This window comes from Streptosporangium pseudovulgare, assembly GCF_014648055.1.
Classification (GTDB): domain Bacteria; phylum Actinomycetota; class Actinomycetes; order Streptosporangiales; family Streptosporangiaceae; genus Streptosporangium; species Streptosporangium pseudovulgare.
This window is the reverse complement of record NZ_BMQJ01000005.1, coordinates 166,469-188,051: the sequence shown is the minus strand read 5'-3', so window position 1 is coordinate 188,051 and position 21,583 is coordinate 166,469. Positions and strand designations below refer to the sequence as shown.

Genomic DNA, 21,583 nt, shown 5'->3' with positions numbered 1-21,583 from the left:
GCGCCGCCCCGGGGGGTGGAGGTGCCCCGGCCGGAGCGGCTCAGGGGGAGACCGGGGCGATCCCCGATGGAGCGCGGGGGCGTGCCCGGCAGGCTGGGGTCATGAATGATCATGTGGTTCTCCTCGACGGGGTGACCAGGACGTACGGCACGGGTCCCAGCGCGGTGACCGCGCTGCGCCAGGTCGGCGTCGGATTCCCGCGCGGCACCTTCACCGCCGTCATGGGCCCCTCGGGATCGGGCAAGAGCACGCTGCTGCAGTGCGCTGCGGGCCTGGACCGGCCCCAGGCGGGCGTCGTCCGCGTCGCCGGGCAGGACATCACCCGCCTGGGGGAGAAGGAGCTCGCCGTGCTCCGCCGCGACCGGATCGGAGTGATCTTCCAGGCTTTCAACCTGGTGCCGTCGCTGACCGCCTGGCAGAACGTGATCCTGCCCGGCAGGCTGGCCGGACGGCGGCCGGACCGGGCCCGTGCGCGCGAGATCATGCACCGCGTCGGCCTGGCCGGCCGGGAGGGGCACCGGCCGGCGCAGCTCTCCGGCGGACAGCAGCAGCGGGTGGCGATCGCCCGCGCGCTGCTCGGCAGGCCGGAGGTGCTCTTCGCCGACGAGCCGACGGGCGCGTTGGACCGGAGCGCCGGGCAGGAGGTGTTGGCGCTGCTGCGCGAGGCGGTCGACGAGTCCGGTCAGACGGTGGTGATGGTCACGCACGATCCGGAGGCGGCGGCCCGGGCGGACAGCGTCCTGTTCCTGACGGACGGGCGGATCACCGACGTCATGGACAGGCCGTCGGCCGACCGGATCGGCGCGCTGCTGGGCGGCCGCCGATGACGCTCGTGCTCGCCTGGAACAACGTCCGGACCGCTCCGACCGGCTTCGCCGCGTCGTTCGCGGCGGTTCTCATGGCGGTGATGCTGGTGGCCTCCAGCGGCCTGCTGGTCGCCGGGGCGGGCGGTGACGAGACGCTGGAGGGGATCATGGGGCTGCTGGTCCTGTCCGCTCTGGTCTCGGGGTTCGTGTCCGTCTTCGTGGTCTCGGGGACGCTGAGCCTGTACGTGCTGCGGCAGCGCAGGCTCTGGGGTCTGCTGCGGTCGGTCGGCATGACGCCGCGGCAGGTGCGGCGGCTGGTCACGGTGGAGGCGCTGGTGGTGGCCGCGGCGGCGAGCGTGGCGGGCTGTGCGCTGGCCGTGCCGTACGCCTGGGCGGTGGCGGCGTTGTTGCGGGCGGTCGGGCTGGCGCCCGCGGACGTACCGATAGAGGTCGTTCCGGGGCCGTTCGTCCTGGCGCTGCTGGGGACGGGCATCGCCGCCGCCTCCCTGACCGCGCTGGGGGCCGCGATGACCGGTGAGCCGTGGTTCGCCTTCTCGGTTCCGCAGTATCTGGGGCTGGTCGCGGTCTGTGCGATGAGCGGCCTGGCCGGAGGACTGGTCTCGACGCGGAGGGCGCGACGCGGTCCACTGGTCTCCTGACGCGCGGTTCGCGGGGTCGTGGCTCAGGCACGCAGGGGGGACCGCTCCTCGGAGCGTTTCCCCGGACTCCCCTCGGATGAGAAGACGGCCGACAGCACGGCGCGGTGGGTGGGCCTGGCCTCGGCGTGGCGGGCGCGGCCCTCGTCGGTGATGAGGACGAAGACGCCCCGCCGGTCGGCCTCGCACATCCCCCGGCGCACCAGCCCGGCCTTCTCCAGGCGCGCGATGAGCCGCGAGCAGGCGCTCTGGCTGAGGTGGACCGCGTCGGCCACCTCCTGGACGCGGTACTTCTCCTGGCCGCCCTCGACCATGCGCTCCAGCACCTCGAACTCGCTCATGCCGAGCCCGTGCCGCTCGGAGAGCTCGCGCTCCAGTGCGCAGGTGGTCGTGGCGTGCTTGGCCAGCAGCTCACGCCAGGCGCAGACCAGGGACTCCTCGCTCATGCGCGGATCGTACCATGCGTGAACATTTAATGCACAAGAATTTAATTCGTTTGCATTAGATGCATCTGCATGGAAAAGTGTGCGGCATGATCCATTCCTCCCCCGACGAACGCTGGGACGCGCGCCTCTGGGCCGCGCTCACGGTGCTCTCCGCCGTGGTGTTCCTCGACGCCCTGGACGTGTCGATGGTCGGCGTGGCCCTGCCGTCCATCCAGGCCGACCTGGGCCTTTCCACCTCCGCCCTGCAGTGGGTGGTCAGCGGCTACGTGCTCGGCTACGGAGGGCTGCTCCTGCTGGGCGGCCGCACCGCCGACCTGCTCGGCCGGCGCCGGGTCTTCCTGGCCGCGCTGGCCGTCTTCGCGGTGGCCTCGCTCCTCGGCGGCCTGGTCAACGACGGGACCCTGCTGATCGCCGCCCGGTTCGTCAAGGGCGTCAGCGCCGCCTTCACCGCCCCCGCCGCGCTGTCCATCATCACCACGACCTTCGCCGAGGGCCCGTCCCGCAACCGGGCCCTCAGCGTCTTCACCGCCGCGGGCGCCAGCGGCTTCTCCCTGGGCCTGGTCATCTCGGGCTTCCTGACCCAGCTCGGCTGGCGCTGGACGTTCCTCATGCCGGTCCCCGTCGCCGTCATCGCGCTGGTCGCGGCGCTGCGATACCTGCCCAGGCGCGAGGAGGAGCGGGCCGAGGGCGGCCACGACCTCATCGGCGCGATCACCATCACCGCCTCCATGCTGCTGCTGGTGTTCACCGTGGTCCAGGCACCCGAGGCCGGCTGGGGCTCGGTCCGCACCGTCGGCTCGCTGGCCGGGGTGGTGGCGCTGCTGGCCGCGTTCGTGGTCACCGAGCGGCGGGTCAGGCACCCGCTGGTACGGCTCGGCATCCTGCGGTCCGGCCCGATCGTCCGGGCCAACCTCGGCCTGGTCATCCTGTTCGGCTCCTACGTCGGCTTCCAGTTCGTGGCCATGCAGTACTTCCAGAACTTCCTGCACTGGTCGGCCCTCGCGACCGCGCTGGCGTTCCTGCCCGCCGGGCTGCTGGTGGCGGTGACCTCCACCAAGATGGGCGACCTGGCCGACCGGTTCGGCACCGCCCGGCTGATCGTCATCGGCTCGGCCGCGCTGGCCGGCGGCTACGCCTTCTTCCTCCGGGTGAACGCCGACCCGGACCTGTTCACGCTGGTCATCCCCGGCATGGTCCTGCTGGGCATCGCCTTCGCGCTGTCCTTCCCGTCGCTGAACATCCAGGCGACCAACGGCGTCGCCGACGACGAGCAGGGGCTGGCCTCCGGCCTGCTCAACACCTCCGGGCAGGTCGGCGGAGCGGTCGTGCTGGCCGTCGTGACGGCCGTGCTCACCTCGAACACGAGCGCCGACCCGCTCGACGGCTTCCGCGCGGCGATCACCGTCTCGGCGATCCTCGGGCTGACCGGGCTGGCGATCGCGCTCACCGGTCTCCGCCGTGCCCGTGCGGCCGTCCCCGCGGCGGACGGCGGGACGCCGGACGACAGGGTGCTGGAGACCGTCTGACGTGGTTCCGGAGCTTTCCCCCACCTGACCTGCGATGATCGAAGCGGTGCGGCGGCCGGTGCCGTCCACGGGGTGAACCGCCCCCGCCCCCGGGGCATCTAAGACGTAGGAGGCCCACCATGAAGCGCATCCGCGTCGCCCTCACCCTCGTCCTTCTCGGCCTGCCGGCCGCCGGTTGCGGCGCCGCCGCGCGGGACACCGGTTTCACGCCGGCCGACCCGCCGGCCGCCACGGCGACCTCGGACGCCCCCGGGGCGCCGGGCGCCTCCTCGGCCCCCGCCGCGCCGCCGTCCTCCCCGGCCGCCACATCCGCCGCGCGGCCGGGGCGGAAACCCCCGACCGGGACCGCGGAGGTCGAGGTCGAGCGCGACCTCGACGAGTCGCCGATCGTCACCGGCGCGCGGTTCGCCGAGCACGACGGGTTCGACCGCGTGGTGATCGACGTGAAGGGCGCCCTGCCGGGGTACACCGTGCGCTGGGTGCCCAAGCTGGTCCAGGAGGGGTCGGGCGACCCGATCGACGCCACCGGCGGGGCCTACCTGGAGGTCAGGATGCGGCCGGCCGTGGCGCACGGCGACTCCGGGAAACCCACCTGGACGGGCGGGCCGATCTTCCAGGCCGGGCTGGGCAACGTGCAGAACGTGGTCAAGACCGGCGACTTCGAGGGCGTGGTGGGCGTCGGCATCGTCCTGGACCACCGGGCGGGGTTCCGGGTGACGGAGCAGCGGAACCCGAACCGGCTGGTCGTCGACGTCGCCCACTGACCGCTTCCCGACCGCCTCCCGGCTGCTTTCCGCCGGCTCCCGGCCGATTCACGACCGGTTTCCGGCCGGGAAAGTGACAAACTGGTCGGATGGTACGCAGAATCGACAGCGCGACGCGGATCCCGGTCCCCGGCGGCAAGGTGATCGACGAGTACGTCGGCCGGGTCAACAGCGGTGACGAGACCCTCTCGATCGCCCACATGAAGGCCCCGGCGGGGTGGGAGGAGCCGGCCCAGACGCCGGAGTTCACCGAGTACACGCTGGTCCTCAGGGGAACCGTCGTCGTCGAGCACGCCGGGGGCACGACCGAGGTCGGCGCCGGGCAGGCGTTCGTGAGCGAGCCGGGGGAGAAGATCCGCTACAGCAGCGGCCCCGAGGGCGCCGAGTACGTCGCGGTCTGCCTGCCCGCCTTCTCGCCCGAGGGCGCCGGGCGCGAGGAGTAGGCCCGGTCCCCGGATGGCGCCTCTTCTCGTGTCCACGGCCCCACGGCTCCTCCCACGTGGGCGGGGTCCCCGCCGGGCCTTCCGGCGGGCGGGATCGATCCGCCCGCAAGATTTCCGTTCCGACCTGCGACGTAAGATGGCGAGATGAGTCAGCTACCCACCCTTGAGGAGATCCGCCGGGCTCCGAAGGTCTTGCTCCACGATCACCTCGACGGTGGTCTGCGGCCGGAGACCATCGTGGAGCTCGCCCGCGAGACGGGCTACGACCGGCTGCCCACGACCGACCCGGAGGAGCTGCGGACCTGGTTCCGCGAGGCGTCCGACTCCGGTTCGCTGGAGCGTTACCTGGAGACCTTCGACCACACGGTCGGCGTCATGCAGACGCGCGAGGCGCTGGTCCGCGTCGCCGCCGAGTGCGCCGAGGACCTCGCGGCCGACGGCGTCGTCTACGCCGAGGTGCGCTACGCCCCCGAGCAGCACACCTCCGCCGGGCTCAGCCTGGAGGAGGTCATCGAGGCCGTACTGGAGGGCTTCAGGATCGGCTCCGAGGGCCGCGACATCCGGGTGGGCACCCTGCTCACCGCGATGCGCCACCAGGCCAGGTCCATGGAGATCGCCGAGCTCGCGGTCCGCTACCGCGACGTCGGCGTGGCGGGCTTCGACATCGCCGGGGCCGAGGCGGGCTACCCCCCGACCCGGCACCTCGACGCCTTCGAGTACCTCCAGCGGGAGAACGCCCACTTCACCATCCACGCCGGCGAGGCGTTCGGGCTGCCGTCGATCTGGCAGGCGATCCAGTGGTGCGGCGCCGACCGCCTCGGCCACGGGGTGCGGATCATCGACGACGTCACGGTGACGGGCGACGGCGAGGCCAAGCTCGGCCGGCTCGCCGCCTACGTCCGCGACAAGCGCATCCCGCTGGAGATGTGCCCGACCTCCAACCTGCAGACCGGCGCGGCGCCGTCCATCGCCGAGCACCCGATCGGCCTGCTGCGGAGGCTGAACTTCCGGGTCACCGTCAACACCGACAACCGGCTGATGAGCGGCACCAGCGTCTCGCGGGAGTTCGCCAAGCTGTCGGAGGCGTTCGGTTACGGCTGGGACGACCTGCAGTGGTTCACGATCAACGCCATGAAATCGGCGTTCCTGCCGTTCGACGAGCGCCTCGCGCTGATCAACGGCGTCATCAAGCCCGGTTTCGCGCGGCTCAAGTGGCAGGCGTGAGCGGGGCTCCGGGAGTGGGGTCGGTGGTATGAAGCAGGTGTTCCGGTCGAGGGCCGCGCTGATCCTCGGCTGGGTCTGGATGGTGTTCGCCGCGCTCAACGCGGTGGACCTCGTCGTCCGCTACAGCGGGCCGGAGTCGATGGTCGCGGGCGCGGTGCTGGCGGTCATCACCGCGCTGGTCTACATCACCTGCCTGCGGCCCGGGGTCGTCCTGGCCGAGGACGGCGTGCTGGTGCGCAACCCGTTCAGGGACACGTTCCTCCCCTGGACGGCCGTGGACGACGTCACGGTCTCCCACGCGATCAAGATCACCTCCGGCGACACGGTCGTGCGCTGCTGGACGCCGCAGACCTCCGGCCGCGAGCGGGCCTCGGCCACGCGGCGGGCGCGGCCCGCCCGCACCGGCGGACGGTTCCGCACCGAGGCGACGCCCACCAAGGGGGAGCAGGCCGCGGCCCAGCTGCTGGCGGGCAAGACCCACGCGGACTGGGTGGCCGAGCAGATCGCCGAGCGGGCCGAGTCGGCCCGCCGGGCCGCCGCCTTCGCCGCCACGCGGACCGCCGGCACGGCAGGGGCCTCCGGTACGGCCCGCACGGCGGGGACCCCCGGCTCCGGTACGGCGCCGGCCGCCGGGGACACGGGGGACGCCGGGCGAGCCCCGGTCAGACTCACCTGGGCGCCGGCCGCCATGATCGCCCTGCTGGGCGCGCTCGTCGTGGTGGTCGCCGCCGTGGTGGTCTCCTGACGGGAGACACCGGGTCGTTCCGACCCGACAGGCCACGGGCGGGGACGGCCGACGTGCCGTCCCCACCCGCCGCCACGGTGCGTATGGGACCATCGCCGGTCACGTGTCGGAGACCGGTTCGCCGGGTGCCTCGGTCTTCGGTGTGCCGTCTTCGAGTCGCCATGCGCCGATCAGGTCCTCCGGGGTGATCAGCCTCACCTCGCCGGTCGTGGCGCCACTGCGCGAGACGGCCAGCAACGGGGTGGAGACGTCGGCGCCCGGGAGCTTGGACCGGTGGACGATCAGCTCGTTCAGGTCGTGCCGGTCGAACGGCCGGTTCTCCAGCCACTTGATCGACCCGACCAAGGTGATCTTTTTGGCGATCGGTTCGCGGTCCGCCCCGACGATGTCGATCTCCGGATCGTTGGTGCGGGTCCAGTAGCCGCCGACGGCTCCTGTCTGTTCGGGCAGCCCGTCCATGCGTCGCAGGGATTCCCGGATGACCGGTTCGACCGCGGTTCCTCGCCAGGACGTCCACGTCCGTTGGAAGTGGGCGAGGGCCAGGTCACCCCTGTCCCTTTCGATCTCCGGAAGCCACGGGCCGACGAAGGCCAGCCAGAATCGCAGGTGCGTGTCCGCGATGTGGTACCGGGTCTCGCGTGAGGGCCGGGTGGAGAGGGGAAGCTCCGCGGTGACCAGCCGTTTCTCCAGCAGGAGTTGCAATGCCCGGTTGAGCGAGGCCCTCGGGACGCCGGGGACCGCACGCTCTATCGAGGAGCGGGTGCGCTGCCCCGAACCGATCGCGCCGAGCACGGTCCGCGCCTGGGCGTCTGGCGGCAGCTCGGCGGAGAGCGCGCGCTCGCCGCTCACGATCAGGGACGACGTGGAGTCCGTCAGGGCCTCCCGGAGGTACTCCTGGACGGAGAGTCCCGGCTCCCATTCCTCGCAGAGCATCGGCAGCCCTCCGGACACCAGATGGGCGTCCATGGCGGTGGCCGCGGGCAGCTCCAGCTTGTCGGCCACGTCCGCCGGGGTGAGCGGATTGACCACCATCTCGGTGGCCCGCATGTAGAAGGGCCGGTCGTACTGGTTGATCGCCTCCATCATCGACAGATCGGAACCGATCAGGATGAGCAGCACGGGCAGGCGGGAGAACTCCCGGTCGAACAGCACCTGAAGGACGCTTTCGAGGTCGGGGCTGCTCGCGATCAGGTAGGGCAGTTCGTCGATGACCACGACGCTCGGGGAGTCCGGGGGGAGGGAAGCGGCCAGGAGGCGCAGCGCGGAGTCCCAGGAGTCCGGTGACTGCCCGGCCAGCAGATGGGCGGCGGGGAGGTCGGACGTGGCGGCGGCCTCGACGAACCTCCGGATCTGCTGGGCCGCAGGTCCGCGGGCGGCGGAGTAGAAGAAGTGGGGCACGCCGGCGCGTCGGATGAACTCCTCGGCCAGACGCGACTTGCCGACCCGGCGACGGCCGCGGATGAGGATGGCCCGGCCCGGCCTGCCGACGCGGCCTCCCGCCTCGACCCTGACCAGCAGCCGACGCAGCTTGCCGAGCTCTCGTGATCTCCCGATGAAACCGTCCACGACCCGATGGTCTCATTTCTGAGACACTCATTCCTGAGCGTCTCAGAAATGAGACTCTCAACTTTGAGATGCTCAGAAATGAGACCATCGTCCGCGGCGGTCACCGAGAACTCGGACGCCGGTTCCGGGGACGGAGCGGAACCGGGCCCCACGGGGGACCCCGGTCCCTACAGGCCCAGGGCGGCCGACAGGTCGGCGCGGAGGGCGTCCAGGTCGGCGGCGGCCCGGGTCCGCGCCTCGGAGACCTCCCCGGTGACCGGGACGACGACCTCCAGATAGCACTTGAGCTTGGGCTCGGTGCCCGACGGGCGGACGACGACGCGGGCGCCGCCGGACAGCCGGTAGCGCAGGCCGTCGGTGGGCGGCAGGCCGCCCGCGCCCTCGCGCAGGTCGTCGGCGGACTCGACCATCCGGCCGCCCAGCTCGGCCGGCGGCGTGGCGCGCAGCCCGGCCATCGCGTCGGCGATCAGGGACAGGTCGTCCACCCGGACCGAGAGCTGGGAGGTGGCGTGCAGGCCGTACCGGCGGGCCTGGTCGTCGAGCAGGTCGAGCAGGGTGCGGCCGTCGCGCTTGGCGCGGGCGGCCAGCCCGGCGACGGTCAGCGCCGCCCCGATGCCGTCCTTGTCCCGGACCGGCAGGCCGTCGCCGGTGCCGACGCTGTAGCCCAGCGCCTCCTCGTAGCCGAAGACGAGGTCGCCGCCCGCGGCCCGCATGATCCACTTGAAGCCGGTGAGGGTCTCGGCGTGGCGCACGCCGTACCCGGCGGCGATCTTGCCGAGCAGGGACGACGAGACGATGGTGGTGGCGACCAGGCGTTCGTCGCCGGAGGTGTTCCGGATCACGTGCTCGCCCAGCAGGGCGCCGAGCTCGTCGCCGGTGAGCATCCGGTGGCCGCCGTCCGGCAGGGGAACGCCCACCGCGCAGCGGTCGGCGTCGGGGTCGTTGGCCAGCACGATGTCCGCGCCGATCCGCCCGCCGAGCTCCAGCGCGAGGTCCATCGCGCCCGGCTCCTCCGGGTTGGGGAAGGCGACGGTGGGGAAGTCGGGGTCCGGGGCGGCCTGGGCCTCCACGACGACCGGGGCCTCGAACCCGGCCGCCAGGAAGGCGCCGGTCAGCGTCACCGCGCCCACGCCGTGCAGCGGCGTGTAGGCCACCCTCAGGTCGCGGGCGTCCCCGATCGGCAGCGCGGTGACCGCGTCCACGTAGGAGGCCACGATCTCCTCGCCCAGCGCGGTCCAGGCGTCGTCGTCGGGGGAGCCGAGCGGCAGCCCGGAGACGTCCCCGACGGCGTCGATCGCGTCGGAGATCTCCCGGTCCACCGGCGGCACGATCTGCGAGCCGTCGCCCCAGTAGACCTTGTAGCCGTTGTCCCGGGGCGGGTTGTGGCTGGCGGTGACCATCACGCCGGCGTCGGCGACGAGGTGCCGCACGGCGAAGGCCAGCACCGGGGTGGGCAGCGGGCCGGGCAGCACCGAGACGCGCAGCCCGGCGCCGGTGAGCACGGCGGCGGTGTCGCGGGCGAAGATGTCGGAGTTGTACCGGGCGTCGTAGCCGATCACGACGTGCCCGCCCGGCCCGAGCACCCGGGCCAGGCCCGCGGCGGCGCGCATGACGGTGACCCGGTTCATCCGGTTGGGGCCGGCGCCCAGCTCGCCGCGGAGCCCCGCGGTGCCGAACTCCAGCTTGGCCCCGAACCGCTCGCGCAGCGCCGCCTCGTCGCCGCCCTCCAGCAGCGCGCCGAGCTCGGCGCGGGTCTCCGGGTCGGGGTCCTGGGCCTGCCAGTCCCGCGCGCGCCGTACGAGATCGCTGTTCAACGTCGCCTCCTGCCGGCGGCGGCCCGCCGCCTCCGCCGGGTCCGTCATCGGGCCGGCCCGCCTCGCGGGCACCGCCGGGTGGTTTCTCGGCGTCCCGGCCTCCTCGCGGGCCGGGACGGGGGTCAGAGCTTGTCGACGACCTTCGACAGCAGCGCGCCCATGCGCGCGGCGGTGGCGCGGCCGACCTCCAGCACCTCGTGGTGGTTCAGCGGCTCGCCCACCAGCCCGGCGCCCGGGTTGGTGACGAGCGAGATCCCCAGCACCTCGGCCCCGCCCTCGCGGGCGGCGACGGCCTCCAGCACGGTGGACATGCCGACCATGTCGCCGCCGAGGGCCCGGCACATGCGGACCTCGGCCGGGGTCTCGTAGGTCGGGCCGCGGAACGCGATGTAGACGCCCTCCGCCATCGACGGGTCCACCTCGCGGACCAGGTCGCGCAGGCGCGGGGTGTAGACGTCGGTGAGGTCGATGAAGGTGGCGCCGGTGATCGGGTTGGCCCCGGTCAGGTTGATGTGGTCGCTGATCAGGACGGCCTCGCCGACCGCCTGCGTCTCCGGGCGCAGACCGCCCGCGGCGTTGGTCAGCACGACCGTGCGGGCGCCGGCGGCGATCGCGGTCCGCACGCCGTGCACGACCGGCTCCACGCCGCGGCCCTCGTAGAGGTGGGTACGGCCCAGGAAGATCAGCGCGATCTTGCCCAGCGCGGTCCGCACCGCGCGGATCCGGCCCGCGTGGCCCGCGACCAGGGGCGGGGCGAACCCGGGCAGATCGGTCACCGGGACCTCGGCGATCGTCTCACCGATCGCGTCGGCGGCCGGGACCCAGCCCGAACCCATCACCAGGGCGACATCGACGGACTCGACTCCCAGGGCGTCCTTGAGAGCGGTCGCGGCGTCCTCGGCGAGTGCATAAGGGTCATTCGTCACGCATCAGAGGTTACTCGCCGTCAGGACGGCGACGCCGCACCGTGGAACGGGCACGGTCCGTGCCGCCCGCGAGAGCGCTCGTGCCCTCCTACGGCTCAGCTTCCCAGGGACGAGCAGGGGCGCTCGCGCAGCGCCCGGACGTAGTCGTCGGGCGCCCCGGCCTTCTCCGCCGCCTCGGCCAGGATGCCGAGGTAGCGGGCGGAGGGCAGCCCGCCCTCGTAGCCGTCGAGCACGTAGAACCAGGCCACGATCTCGCCCTCCAGGGTCTGCACCCGGAGCCTGACCTTGTGGTAGAGGCCGGCCGCGGCCCCCTCCCACTGGTCGAGGGTGGTCTCGTCCCACTCGGGCACGTCGTAGAGGACGACGAAGACCTGCTCGCCGGCCTCCTCCACGATGGTGGCGAGCGCGCCCTCCCAGCCGAGGTCGTTCCCGCCGAACGTCAGGCGCCAGCCCTGGAGCCAGCCCGATCCCCGCATGGGGGAGTGGGGGGCCCGCTGGGCCATCTGCTTCGGGTCCATGTTGCTGCCGTAGGCGGCGTAGACAGGCACGGCACCAAACACTAATCGAAGAACCGCCCGGCGATCACGCAGGCTCGGCCGGTGTCGATTTTCCCCGCCGTCGCCGTGGGTTCCGAGGCTTTCCCGGGGTACGGCGAGCCGACCGGTCCGGTAATGCGGAAGAATAGGGATGTGACAAGGATCGTTATCATCGGCGGCGGACCCGGCGGTTACGAGGCGGCACTCGTGGCCGCGCAGCTCGGCGCACAGGTCACGGTCGTCGAGCAGGACGGTCCCGGCGGGGCCTGCGTGCTCACCGACTGCGTGCCGTCCAAGACGCTGATCGCCAGCTCCGTGCGCAAGCAGGCGCTCCTCGACGCCAGCATGCTGGGCGTCCACTACACCGGCGGCCCCGACGGCGACGCCGGCGGCGTCATCGCCGACATGCCGGAGGTCAACCGGCGCGTCAAGGAGCTGGCCCGCGCCCAGTCGGCCGACATCGCGGCCAGGCTGGCGGCCGAGGGGGTCGAGGTGGTCCGGGCACCCGGGCGGCTGGTCGACCCGCAGGTGGTCAGGGCCGGCGACCGGACGATCCGCGCCGACGTGGTCATCGTGGCGACCGGCGCGACCCCGCGCATCCTCGCCGGCGCCGAGCCCGACGGCGAGCGCATCCTCACCTGGCGCCAGCTGTACGACCTCAGGGAGCTGCCCGAGCACCTCATCGTGGTCGGCTCCGGCGTCACCGGCGCCGAGCTCGCGGGCGCCTACCGCTCGCTCGGCTCGGAGGTCACGCTCGTGTCCTCGCGCGACCGGATGATGCCCAACGAGGACGCCGACGCCGCGGAGGTCCTTGAGGAGGTCTACCGCCGGCGCGGGATGAACGTCATGGGCCGCTCCCGCGCGGAGTCGGTCAAGCGCACCGCCGACGGCGTGGTCGTCACGCTGGAGGACGGCCGCACCGCCGAGGGCAGCCACTGCCTGATGACGGTCGGCATGGTGCCCAACACCGCGGGGATCGGGCTGGAGGAGGCCGGGGTCACCCTCGACCGGGGCGGCTTCGTCCAGGTGGACAAGGTCTCGCGCACCTCGGCGCCCGGCGTGTACGCCGCCGGTGACTGCACCGGCGTGCTGATGCTCGCCTCGGTCGCGGCGATGCAGGGCCGGATCGCGGTCTGGCACGCGCTCGGCGAGGCGGTGCAGCCGCTCCGCCTGGCCACCGTCGCCTCCAACATCTTCACCGACCCGGAGATCGCCGCGGTGGGCGTCACCCAGAAGTCGATCGAGGCCGGCGAGATCGAGGCCACCGTCGTCAAGCTGCCGCTGGCCACCAACGCCCGGGCGAAGATGCAGGGGTTCAACGACGGCTTCGTGAAGCTGTTCTGCCGCCCGCACACCGGCATCGTCCTCGGCGGCGTGGTGGTCGCCCCCCGCGCGTCCGAGCTGATCCTGGCGGTCTCGCTGGCGGTGCAGCAGCGGCTCACCGTCGACCAGGTCGCCCACACCTTCGCGGTCTACCCCTCGCTGTCCGGCTCCATCACCGAGGCGGCCCGCCGTCTGATGCAGCCGATGACCCCCAGCGGCATCTGACCCCGCCGGCGGTGGTGCGGGCCGCGCCGCGGCTCAGTCGCGCCGCCGGCGCCGCCACCGGGTCCGTACGGCCCAGCCCGCCAGCAGCAGGATCATGCCCGCCGCGCTGAAGGCCACCATGACGGGCCCGACGGCGGGCCGTTCCGGCAGGAGGTTCGTCTCCGGCGGCCCGACCCGGGGGTTGGACGTCGCGGACCTGGGCCGCCGGTTCCACGGGTCGCGGAGGCCGGCCGGGAAGCCCCGGGCGCCCGCCAGGTCCACGCCGCGGGCCTGGTCGAAGGTGGTCCCCTCGATGACCGCCCCGGTGAAGTCGGCGCCGCGCAGGTCGGCCTGGCCGAGGTCGGCGCCGGTGAGGTCGGTGCCGGTGAAGGTGGCGTCGCCCAGTCCGGCCTGGTTCAGGTCGGTCCCGCCGAGCCTGCCCCGGGTGAAGTCGGCCCCGACCGCCGCCACCTGCTCCGCGTTGCTCTCCTCCAGGTTGGCGCCGACCAGTTTGGCCCCGGTGAGGTCGGCCTGCCCCAGGTTGGCGCGGACCAGTTTGGCCCCGGTGAGGTCGGCGTGCGGGAACCTCGCCTGCACGGCCTCGGCGTCGGCGAGGTACGCGCCGCGCAGGTCGGCGTGGTCGGCGCGCACCTCGCCGAGCTGCGCCTCGGTGAGGTCGGCGGCGCGCAGGTCGGCGTAGCGGAGCGAGGCCCCGGTGAGGTCGGTGCCGCGCAGGTCGGCGCCGCGCAGGATCGCCCCGGTCAGGTCCTCGTGGGCGAGGGTCACGCCGCTCAGCACGGCCCTGCTCAGGTCGGCGCAGCGCAGGCCGGCCGGGAGCGGGGCGCGGGTGAAGTCGCCGTCCCGCAGGTCGTGGCCCTCTCCCGGGCGGCAGGGACCGTCCCGGCCCCCGGGCGCGGCGGCCGCGGCGGCCGGGGGGAGCGGGGCGCAGGACGGCGTCACCGCCGCGGCGACGAGGGCGAGGGCCGCGACGGCGGTCGCCGGGGACGGGCAGACGCCGGGGACGGGCATCGGCGGCGCGGGAGCCCGGAGTCCGGGTGCCGGGGGCACGGGACGGCGACGGCGCACGGGGAACCTCCTTCGGGCGGTCCCGGCCGCGCGGCGGGCCGTCGTGCCCGCCCCGGCGCCCGCTCACCCCTGCCGCGCCCTCCGTACGGCGTAGCCGCCGGGAGGAAGCAGCGGACCGTCCGGGACCTGCTGTTCATCGTCTCCGTGGTTGACCGCGAACACCCATTCGCCACGCCGTACCAGCTCAAGGGGGGACGGTTCCAGGCCCAGCAGGCGGGAGAGGTCCGCGTCGGGGAGGCGGGTGGAGACGTAGAGGGCGGTGCCGGCGCCGTACCGGTGGCGGGTGATCGCGGGCAGGCCGTGGAGCGCGGCCCCGGCGCCCCACCCGGCGTCGTGGGGCCCGATCCCCGGGGCCGGGACGGACGCGCCGTAGCGGGCCAGTGCCTCGGCGCCCTCCAGGTGGACGTGCTCGCTCCAGAACGTCCCGGTGCCGAGGTCCTCGCCGCCGGGCCCGGTCAGGGCGAGGGCGGCGCCCGGGGGCAGCGGGTGGAACTCCTCGACCCGGACGCCGAGGAGGTCGCGCAGCGCGCCGGGGTAGCCGCCCGTCCGGACCCTGGCGCAGGGGTCGGCGACGCCGCTGAGGTAGGTGACCACGAGGGTGCCGCCGCCCTCGACGTGGCGGCGCAGGTTCGCGGCGTCGTCGTCGGAGATCAGGTACAGGGCGGGGACGAGCACGAGCCGGTACGCCGACAGGCCGGCCGACGGGTGGACGACGTCGGCGGTGACGCCGCCGCGGTAGAGCACCCGGTGCGCCCGCCGTACCTCCTCGGTGTGGTCCAGCCCGGCGGACGGCAGGCCCGGCGCCTGTAGGGCCCAGCCGGCCTCGGCGTCCCACAGGACCGCCGCCTCGGCCTCGACCGGCGCCCGGCACGCCTCCTCCAGGGAGGGCAGCAGCGCGCCGAGCTCGGTGATCTCGCGGAAGATCCGGGAGTCCTCGCCGGCGTGCGGGACCATGCCCGCGTGCCACAGCTCGGCCCCGCCGCGTGAGGCCCGCCACTGGAAGAACATCACCCCGCGCGAGCCCCGCGCGACGTGCGACAGGCTCAGCCGGGTGATCTCCCCGGGCCGTTTGGCGATCATTCGGTGTCCGGTGTAGGTCACCACCGCCTGCTCCATCAGCAGCCAGGGCCGCCCGCCGGCCCAGCCGCGCGCCAGGTCGGCGGCGAACGCGGTCTCCTGCGGCGGGTCGGCGGTGGGGTAGTGGTCGACGGCGACCAGGTCGGTCTCGGCGGCCCAGCGCCGGTGGTCCACCGGAACCCAGTCGCCGAAGACGAAGTTGGTGGTCACCGGGACGTCGGGGGTGTGCTCGCGCAGCACCGCCTTCTGCTCGCGGAAGTGCGTGAGCATCTCGTCGGAGAGGAACCGGCGGAAGTCGAGCGTCTGCGCCGGGTTGGGGAGGTACCGGGTGGCGCGGGGCGGCATGACCTGCTCCCACGCGGAGTGGTGCTGGCTCCAGAACGAGCCGGTCCAGGCGTCGTTCAGGGCGTCCAGCGTGCCGTACCGGTCCCGGAGCCAGGTGCGGAAGGCCGCGGCGGCGTGGTCGCAGTGGCATCCGGTGCCGTACTCGTTGTGCACGTGCCACATGGCCAGGGCCGGGTGGCCGCGGTAGCGGCGGGCCAGCTCGCCGGCGATCCGGACCGACGCCTCCCGGTACGCCGGCGCGCTCACGCAGTAGGTGTCGCGGCTGCCGTGGGTGAGCCGGGTGCCGTCGGCGGTGACGGTGAGCGCGTCGGGGTGGGCCAGGCCGAACCAGGGGGGAGGGGAGGCCGTGGGGGTGGCGAGGTTCACCCGGACGCCCGCCCCGTGCAGCAGGTCGAGGACCCGGTCCAGCCAGGCGAAGTCGTGGGAACCGGGTGACGGCTCCAGCCGGGCCCAGGAGAAGACCCCCACGCTGACCAGGTTGACCCCGGCCCGGCGCATCAGCGCGACGTCCTCCTCCCACACCTCCTCGGGCCACTGCTCGGGGTTGTAGTCGCCGCCGTAGCACAGTCCGCCGATCCCCTTGGGCCAGTCCACGTCACGTCCCTTATTTCGGATGGAAACTAAACTAATCCTGCTGCATTCCCTCCTCCCGCCTCAAGGGCCGGCCGGGCAGGCCGTTGACGTTTGTTGGGCTGGACGCCAAACTAATTCGCGAGCCGGAACGCGCCGACCCGCGGACCGGGAGCACCGAAGCGCTGGAGCCCCCATGCCCTACCGCCCTCCCCTGATCGCGCACGAGTACTTCGTCGCCGACCCCCCGGAACTCCCGGTGCGCGTCCGGGGGGAGGCGGGCCCGGCGACGCTGACCGCCGCCGAGGCGGTGGCGTCCGGCGACGCCTCGGTGACGCTGAAGGCCGCGACCTCCACCGGCGAGACGCTGGTGGCCCAGGTGGGCGTGGCGGGCGAGGGGGTGATCCGGGTGCGGCTCGGCCAGGACGCGGACGCGCGGACCCGGTCGGCCGCCGCGATCTCCATGGTCACCCCGGGCGGGTTCGCCGGGGCGAGGGTGGAGACCGGCGACGGCACGATCACCGTCGACGCCGGCTCGCTGCGCGCCGAGATCACCCTGTCGCCCTGGCACCTGAGGTTCACCGACGCCTCCGGGGCGACCCTGCTGGAGCAGGACCGCGGCCACACCGACATCAGCGGCCGGATGCGCACGCTGCCGTTCGGCCGCTCCAGCGCGGACGGCGCGGTGGCCGCCTACCACGAGAGCTTCGCCGCCCCCGCCGACGAGGCGTTCGGCGGGTTCGGCGAGTCGTTCACCCCGCTGGACAAGCGCGGCCAGCGGCCGGTCATGTGGAACTTCGACGCCTTCGGCGCCGAGTCGCAGCGGGCCTACAAGAACGTCCCGTTCTACCTGTCCAGCCGCGGCTACGGCGTGATGGTGGACAGCGGCACGCCGGTGGAGTTCGACGTCTGCCAGTCCACGCACAGCTGCGTGCAGATCGTGGTGCCGGACGACCTCATCGACTACTACGTGATCGCCGGGCCCGCCCCCGCCGAGGTGCTCGACCGGTTCGACCGGCTGACCTGCCGGCCGCTGCTGCCGCCCAAGTGGGCGTTCGGCACCTGGATCTCCTCGGGGTTCTTCGTCGACACCCAGGAACGGGTGCTGAACCGGGCCCGGACGATCCGGGAGCGGGGCATCCCGTGCGACGTGCTGCACCTGGACACCTACTGGCAGACCGACGGGCACTGGTCGGACCTGCGGTGGGACGCGGAGAACTTCCCCGACCCCGGCGCGATGCTCGCCGAGCTGGACCGGATGGGCTTCAAGGTCTGCCTGTGGATGAACCCGTACGTCTCCCACCTGAGCCCGGCGTTCGCCGAGGCGGCGGAGAACGGCCACTTCCTGAGGAACCAGGACGGCGAGGTCTACGTGGCCGACTGCTGGCACGGCTCCTACCCGCCCTGCGGCATCGTGGACTTCACGAACCCCGCGGCCGCCGAGTGGTTCCGGGGGCTGCTGCGGCCGCTGCTGGAGCAGGGCGTCCAGGTCTTCAAGACCGACTTCGCCGAGGGCGTGCCGCACGACGCGGTCGCCTCCAACGGGATGACCGGCGCCGACCTGCACAACGTCTACGCGCTCCTGTTCAACGACCTCGTCTCCGAGGTGACCAGGGAGGTCGCCGGGCACGGCATGGTGTGGGCGCGCTCGTCCTTCCTCGGCGGCCAGCGGCACGCGGCGCAGTGGGGCGGCGACACCTACACGAGCTATCCGGCGATGGGCAGCACGCTGCGCGGCGGGTTGTCGCACGGCCTGTCCGGCGTCCCGTTCTGGAGCCACGACGCGGGCGGCTTCACCGGCCGCCCGACCGACGACCTGTACGTCCGCTGGATGCAGTTCGGCGCGCTGTCGCCGCTGGTGCGCCTGCACGGCACCACCAGCCGGGAGCCGTGGGAGTTCCCCGAGGTCGAGGCGGAGGCCGTCGCGGCGCTGAGGCTGCGCCACCGGCTCATGCCGTACATCTACACCGCGGCGGTCGAGGCCGCGCGCACCGGGGCGCCGATGATGCGGGCCCTGTGCGTGGACCACCCCGGCGACCCGGTGGCCTGGCAGGCCGACCTGGAGTACCTCCTCGGCCGCGACCTGCTGGTGGCCCCGATGACCTCGCCGGACGGCGTGCGGAAGGTGTACCTGCCCGAGGGCGACTGGGTGGACCACTGGACGGGCGAGGTGCTCTCCGGTGGCCGGTACGTGACGGTCTCCGCGCCGCTCGACCGGATCCCGCTGTTCGTCCGGTACGGCGCGCTCATCCCCGTCCTGGCCGATCCGGGGGAGGCCGTGGGAGACGGGCCGTTCGGGGAGATCACGCTGGTCGCCTACGGGGTGGGCGAGAGCGGCGCCGTCGTCTCCGACGTCGACGGGGACACCGTGGTCACCGCCGTCCCCGAGGGGGACGGGCTGCGGGTGACCGTCTCGGGGGACGCGCGCGTCACGGGCGTCGAGCTGGTGGGCGCCGACGTCCCGGTCGTCATGACCATCGTCTAGGGGACGGCCCCGCCCACGGCGGGAACGGCCGCCGCGGCCCTGCCGGTCCGGGCGGGGCTGACCGGGTTTTTGTCCGGTTTATCCGATTGTGACTTGACGTTGCCGGAAACATGGGCGTTACATGTCCTCCATCCGTAAACGTTTTCAGAGACGTGACGCCACCAACTGAAAACGTTTACCGTCTTTGGGGACCGAGGTGGGACATGAGTGACGAGCCGACGATCACGACGATCGCCCGGCGGGCGGGCGTGTCGATCGCCTCGGTGTCACGCGTGCTCAACGGCCTCCCCACCAGGGCGGAGACCGAACGCCGCGTGATGAGCGTGGCGCGCGAACTCGGCTACGTGCCGAACTCGGCGGCGAGGTCGCTGAAGTCACGGCGCAGCAACCAGATCGGCTTCGCGATGGCCGACATAGGGAACCCGGTCTACCTCGCGATGGTCCGGGAGATCCAGCCGGTGCTCAAGGCGGCCGGTTACCGGCTCGTCCTGCACTCCACCAACGCGGACGTGGCCGACGAGATCGACGTGCTCCGCGGCCTCGGGGAGCGGTACATCGACGGGCTCATCATGATCCCGCTGAGGGTGACCGACGGGCACCTGGAGATGTTCGCCGCCGCCCGCGCGCCCATCGTGGTCATCGGCTCCGTGCCCGAGGGCACCCCGGTGGACAACGTGCGGGTCGACTCCAGGGCCGGCGTGCGGCTCGCCGTCCAGCACCTCCACGGCCTGGGCCGGCGCCGCATCGGCTTCGTGAACGGCCCGCTGGACACCGTTCCCGGCGCGGCCCGCTCCGCCGCCTACGCCGAGGCGCTGGAGACGCTCGGCCTGCCGTACGACCGGGACCTCGTCGAGGTGGGTGACTTCTACCGCGCCGACGGCGCCCGGGCGGCGGCCCGCCTGCTCGAACGCGTGCCGGACCTCGACGCGCTGCTGTGCGCCAACGACCTGATCGCCCTCGGGGCGCTCGACGTCCTGCGGCGCGCGGGACGGAGAGTGCCCGAGGACGTCGCCGTGGCGGGCATGGACGACACCGACCTCGCCACGATCGCCTGGCCGCCGCTCACCAGCGTCTCGCTCGGCTCGGCCGAGCGCGGCCGGGCGGCCGCCGAACTCCTGCTCGACCACCTGGACCGCGACGGCCGGGCACCCCGCACGGTCACCGTCGAACCCCGCCTCGTGACCCGCGCCTCGACCATGGGGGAGGAGACTCCATGACCCTGACGGCCGAAAGAACACGGGGACCCGCGGCGGGTCGCCGCGGCAGGCCCGGAAGGAGCCGGCAGGGGCGCGAGACGCTCCTCCTGATGCTGCCGGCGCTGATCCCGGTGCTGATCTTCAGCGTCGGCCCGCTGCTCTACGGCATCTACCTCGCCTTCACCGACGCCAGGTCCGGGCGCAACTCCGTGACCTCGTTCGTGGGCCTGTCGAACTTCGGTGACCTCCTCACCGACGGGGACTTCTGGGCGTCGTTCCGCATCGGCCTGATCTGGGCGGTCTCGGTCACCGTGCTGCAGTTCGTGGCCGCGCTGGGGCTCGCCCTGCTGCTCAACGAGAACCTGCGGTTCCGGGCGTTCACCCGGGTGCTCGCCATGGTGCCGTGGGCGATGCCGCCGGTCGTCATCGGGCTGATGTGGCGGCTCGTCTACCACCCCAACGCCGGCATCCTCAACAGCACGCTGCAGGGGGTCGGGCTGCTCGACCACAACGTCGACTGGCTCAACGACTTCTCCATCGCGCTCCCCGCGGTGATCGTCGTCGGGATCTGGACCGGCATGCCGCAGACGACCGTCGTGCTGCTCGCGGGGCTGCAGGGCGTGCCCAGGGAACTGCACGAGGCCGGCCACGTGGACGGGGCCACGACGTGGCGCCGCTTCTGGAGCATCACGCTGCCGCAGCTCCGCCCGGTCATCGTGACGATCACCTCCCTCGACTTCGTCTGGAACATCAACCAGTTCGGCCTGGTCTACGTCCTCACGCAGGGCGGCCCGGGCGGGCAGACCCGGCTGCCGATGCTCTTCGCCTACGAGGAGGCGTTCCGCTACGGCTTCTTCGGTTACGCCGCCACCCTCGGGGTCGCGATCGTGATCGTCGTGCTGGCCGTACTGGGCATCTACATCGGCCGCCAGATGCGGGAGGTGAGCTGACATGCGCAGGCCGCTGCAGTACCTCGCCCTCCTCGGGTACATGGTCTTCCTGGCCTTCCCGCTGCTCTGGCTGCTGTCCACGGCGCTCAAGACGTCGCAGGAGATGGCGAGCCTGACCCCGACGTGGATCCCGCGTCACCCGGTCCTCACCAACTTCGCCGACGCGTTCACCGAGCAGGACATCGTCGGCAGCGCGCTGCGCAGCCTGGTGGTCGCGGTCGCGAGCTCCGTGCTGACGGTCGTGCTCGCCCTGCCCGCGGCCTACTCCATGGCCCGCCACCGCTCGCTCGTCAACAAGATCGCTATCGGATGGGTGCTGGTCAGCCAGGTCTTCCCCTTCATCCTGATCATCATTCCGCTGTTCATGGTGCTGCGCAGCCTGGACCTGGTGAACACGCTGCCCGGCCTCACGGTCGTGCACGTCACCTTCACGCTGCCGTTCGCGCTGTGGATGCTCCAGGGATACGTGCGGTCCGTGCCGCGCGAGCTGGAGGAGGCGGCGGCGGTCGACGGCGCGGGCCGGATCCGCGCGCTGGTGAAGATCGTGGCGCCGCTCCTCGCCCCCGGTGTGGTGGCCACGCTGCTGTTCGCCTTCATCTCCTCGTGGAACGAGTTCCTCTTCGCCCTGGTCGTCCTCAAGGACCCCGACGTGGCCACGCTGCCGCTGACCCTCGTGAAGTTCACCGGAGCCGAAGGGGTCGTGCGTCTCGGCCCGCTCGCCGCGGCGTCGCTGCTCGCCACGATCCCGAGCCTGGCGTTCTTCGCGATCATCCAGAGACGGCTCAGGTCCGGCCTGCTGGCCGGCGCCGTCAAGGGATAGCCGATCTTCAAAACCCCCCGACACCAGCGGGGCGAGCCGAGCCGGACCCGGCGGAGCCGTACCCCTCGATAGGAG

19 protein-coding genes are annotated in these 21,583 nt (G+C 72.9%); 12 read left to right on the top strand and 7 right to left on the bottom strand.

Annotated elements, in window-relative coordinates; translation table 11 throughout:
* Positions 1-101 precede the first annotated feature (101 nt).
* Entirely contained in the window at positions 102-827 is a 726-nt protein-coding gene (locus tag IEZ10_RS12635; RefSeq protein ID WP_189246690.1) for an ABC transporter ATP-binding protein, read from the top strand.
* Positions 824-1,465, top strand: a complete 642-nt coding sequence (locus IEZ10_RS12630; protein WP_189246689.1) for an FtsX-like permease family protein — start codon at positions 824-826, stop codon at positions 1,463-1,465. The genes IEZ10_RS12635 and IEZ10_RS12630 overlap by 4 nt, the downstream gene beginning before the upstream one ends.
* A 23-nt stretch (positions 1,466-1,488) precedes the next feature.
* On the opposite strand, the gene IEZ10_RS12625 is transcribed toward IEZ10_RS12630, so the two are convergent.
* Positions 1,489-1,908, bottom strand: coding sequence for a MarR family winged helix-turn-helix transcriptional regulator (locus tag IEZ10_RS12625; RefSeq protein WP_189246688.1), 420 nt, complete (start codon positions 1,906-1,908; stop codon positions 1,489-1,491).
* A gap of 86 nt (positions 1,909-1,994) precedes the next feature.
* On the opposite strand from IEZ10_RS12625, the gene IEZ10_RS12620 reads away from it, so the two are divergent.
* The 5 genes from IEZ10_RS12620 (at position 1,995) to IEZ10_RS12600 (ending at position 6,610) form a co-directional block, all read left to right on the top strand.
* Entirely contained in the window at positions 1,995-3,434 is a 1,440-nt protein-coding gene (locus tag IEZ10_RS12620; RefSeq protein ID WP_229811208.1) for an MFS transporter, read from the top strand.
* Between the two features lie 119 nt (positions 3,435-3,553).
* The gene (locus IEZ10_RS12615) at positions 3,554-4,198 is read left to right on the top strand and encodes an AMIN-like domain-containing (lipo)protein (protein WP_189246686.1); all 645 of its coding nucleotides are present in this window, start codon (positions 3,554-3,556) and stop codon (positions 4,196-4,198) included.
* Positions 4,199-4,287: 89 nt separating this feature from the next.
* Positions 4,288-4,641: a cupin domain-containing protein gene (locus IEZ10_RS12610; RefSeq protein ID WP_189246685.1), complete on the top strand. Its 354-nt coding sequence runs from the start codon at positions 4,288-4,290 to the stop codon at positions 4,639-4,641.
* A 144-nt stretch (positions 4,642-4,785) separates the two neighbouring features.
* Entirely contained in the window at positions 4,786-5,865 is a 1,080-nt protein-coding gene (locus IEZ10_RS12605) for an adenosine deaminase (protein ID WP_189246684.1), read from the top strand.
* 28 nt (positions 5,866-5,893) lie between these two features.
* Positions 5,894-6,610: a PH domain-containing protein gene (locus IEZ10_RS12600; RefSeq protein ID WP_189246683.1), complete on the top strand. Its 717-nt coding sequence runs from the start codon at positions 5,894-5,896 to the stop codon at positions 6,608-6,610.
* A 99-nt stretch (positions 6,611-6,709) separates the two neighbouring features.
* Here IEZ10_RS12600 and IEZ10_RS12595 read toward each other — a convergent pair whose 3' ends face one another.
* The 4 genes from IEZ10_RS12595 to IEZ10_RS12580 all read right to left on the bottom strand — a co-directional run bounded on the left by IEZ10_RS12595 (position 6,710) and on the right by IEZ10_RS12580 (position 11,464).
* Positions 6,710-8,176 carry an ATP-binding protein gene (locus tag IEZ10_RS12595; RefSeq protein ID WP_189246682.1) on the bottom strand — a complete coding sequence of 489 codons (1,467 nt, stop codon included), beginning with the start codon at positions 8,174-8,176 and terminating at the stop codon, positions 6,710-6,712.
* A 167-nt stretch (positions 8,177-8,343) separates the two neighbouring features.
* On the bottom strand, positions 8,344-10,038 hold the full coding sequence (locus IEZ10_RS12590) for a phospho-sugar mutase (protein WP_189246681.1): 1,695 nt from the start codon (positions 10,036-10,038) through the stop codon (positions 8,344-8,346).
* Between the two features lie 74 nt (positions 10,039-10,112).
* Positions 10,113-10,916: a purine-nucleoside phosphorylase gene (locus tag IEZ10_RS12585; RefSeq protein WP_189246680.1), complete on the bottom strand. Its 804-nt coding sequence runs from the start codon at positions 10,914-10,916 to the stop codon at positions 10,113-10,115.
* A 95-nt stretch (positions 10,917-11,011) separates the two neighbouring features.
* On the bottom strand, positions 11,012-11,464 hold the full coding sequence (locus IEZ10_RS12580) for a gamma-glutamylcyclotransferase family protein (protein ID WP_189246679.1): 453 nt from the start codon (positions 11,462-11,464) through the stop codon (positions 11,012-11,014).
* A gap of 141 nt (positions 11,465-11,605) precedes the next feature.
* Between IEZ10_RS12580 and IEZ10_RS12575 the strand changes: the two genes are divergently transcribed.
* The gene (locus IEZ10_RS12575; protein WP_189246678.1) at positions 11,606-13,000 is read left to right on the top strand and encodes an NAD(P)H-quinone dehydrogenase; all 1,395 of its coding nucleotides are present in this window, start codon (positions 11,606-11,608) and stop codon (positions 12,998-13,000) included.
* Between the two features lie 33 nt (positions 13,001-13,033).
* Here IEZ10_RS12575 and IEZ10_RS12570 read toward each other — a convergent pair whose 3' ends face one another.
* Both IEZ10_RS12570 and IEZ10_RS12565 read right to left on the bottom strand, forming a co-directional pair.
* Positions 13,034-14,008: a pentapeptide repeat-containing protein gene (locus tag IEZ10_RS12570; protein ID WP_189246677.1), complete on the bottom strand. Its 975-nt coding sequence runs from the start codon at positions 14,006-14,008 to the stop codon at positions 13,034-13,036.
* A gap of 120 nt (positions 14,009-14,128) precedes the next feature.
* Complete coding sequence (locus tag IEZ10_RS12565) at positions 14,129-16,081, bottom strand: beta-galactosidase (RefSeq protein ID WP_229811207.1); 1,953 nt, start codon at positions 16,079-16,081, stop codon at positions 14,129-14,131.
* A gap of 172 nt (positions 16,082-16,253) precedes the next feature.
* On the opposite strand from IEZ10_RS12565, the gene IEZ10_RS12560 reads away from it, so the two are divergent.
* From IEZ10_RS12560 to IEZ10_RS12545, 4 genes are all read left to right on the top strand, one after another.
* Entirely contained in the window at positions 16,254-18,542 is a 2,289-nt protein-coding gene (locus tag IEZ10_RS12560) for a TIM-barrel domain-containing protein (protein ID WP_189246676.1), read from the top strand.
* Between the two features lie 203 nt (positions 18,543-18,745).
* A complete protein-coding gene (locus tag IEZ10_RS12555; protein ID WP_189246675.1) occupies positions 18,746-19,759 on the top strand; it encodes a LacI family DNA-binding transcriptional regulator in 1,014 nt (337 codons plus the stop codon).
* Between the two features lie 89 nt (positions 19,760-19,848).
* Positions 19,849-20,688: a carbohydrate ABC transporter permease gene (locus IEZ10_RS12550; protein WP_229811206.1), complete on the top strand. Its 840-nt coding sequence runs from the start codon at positions 19,849-19,851 to the stop codon at positions 20,686-20,688.
* Position 20,689: 1 nt separating this feature from the next.
* Positions 20,690-21,508, top strand: coding sequence for a carbohydrate ABC transporter permease (locus IEZ10_RS12545; protein ID WP_189246673.1), 819 nt, complete (start codon positions 20,690-20,692; stop codon positions 21,506-21,508).
* The last annotated feature ends 75 nt before the right edge of the window (positions 21,509-21,583 follow it).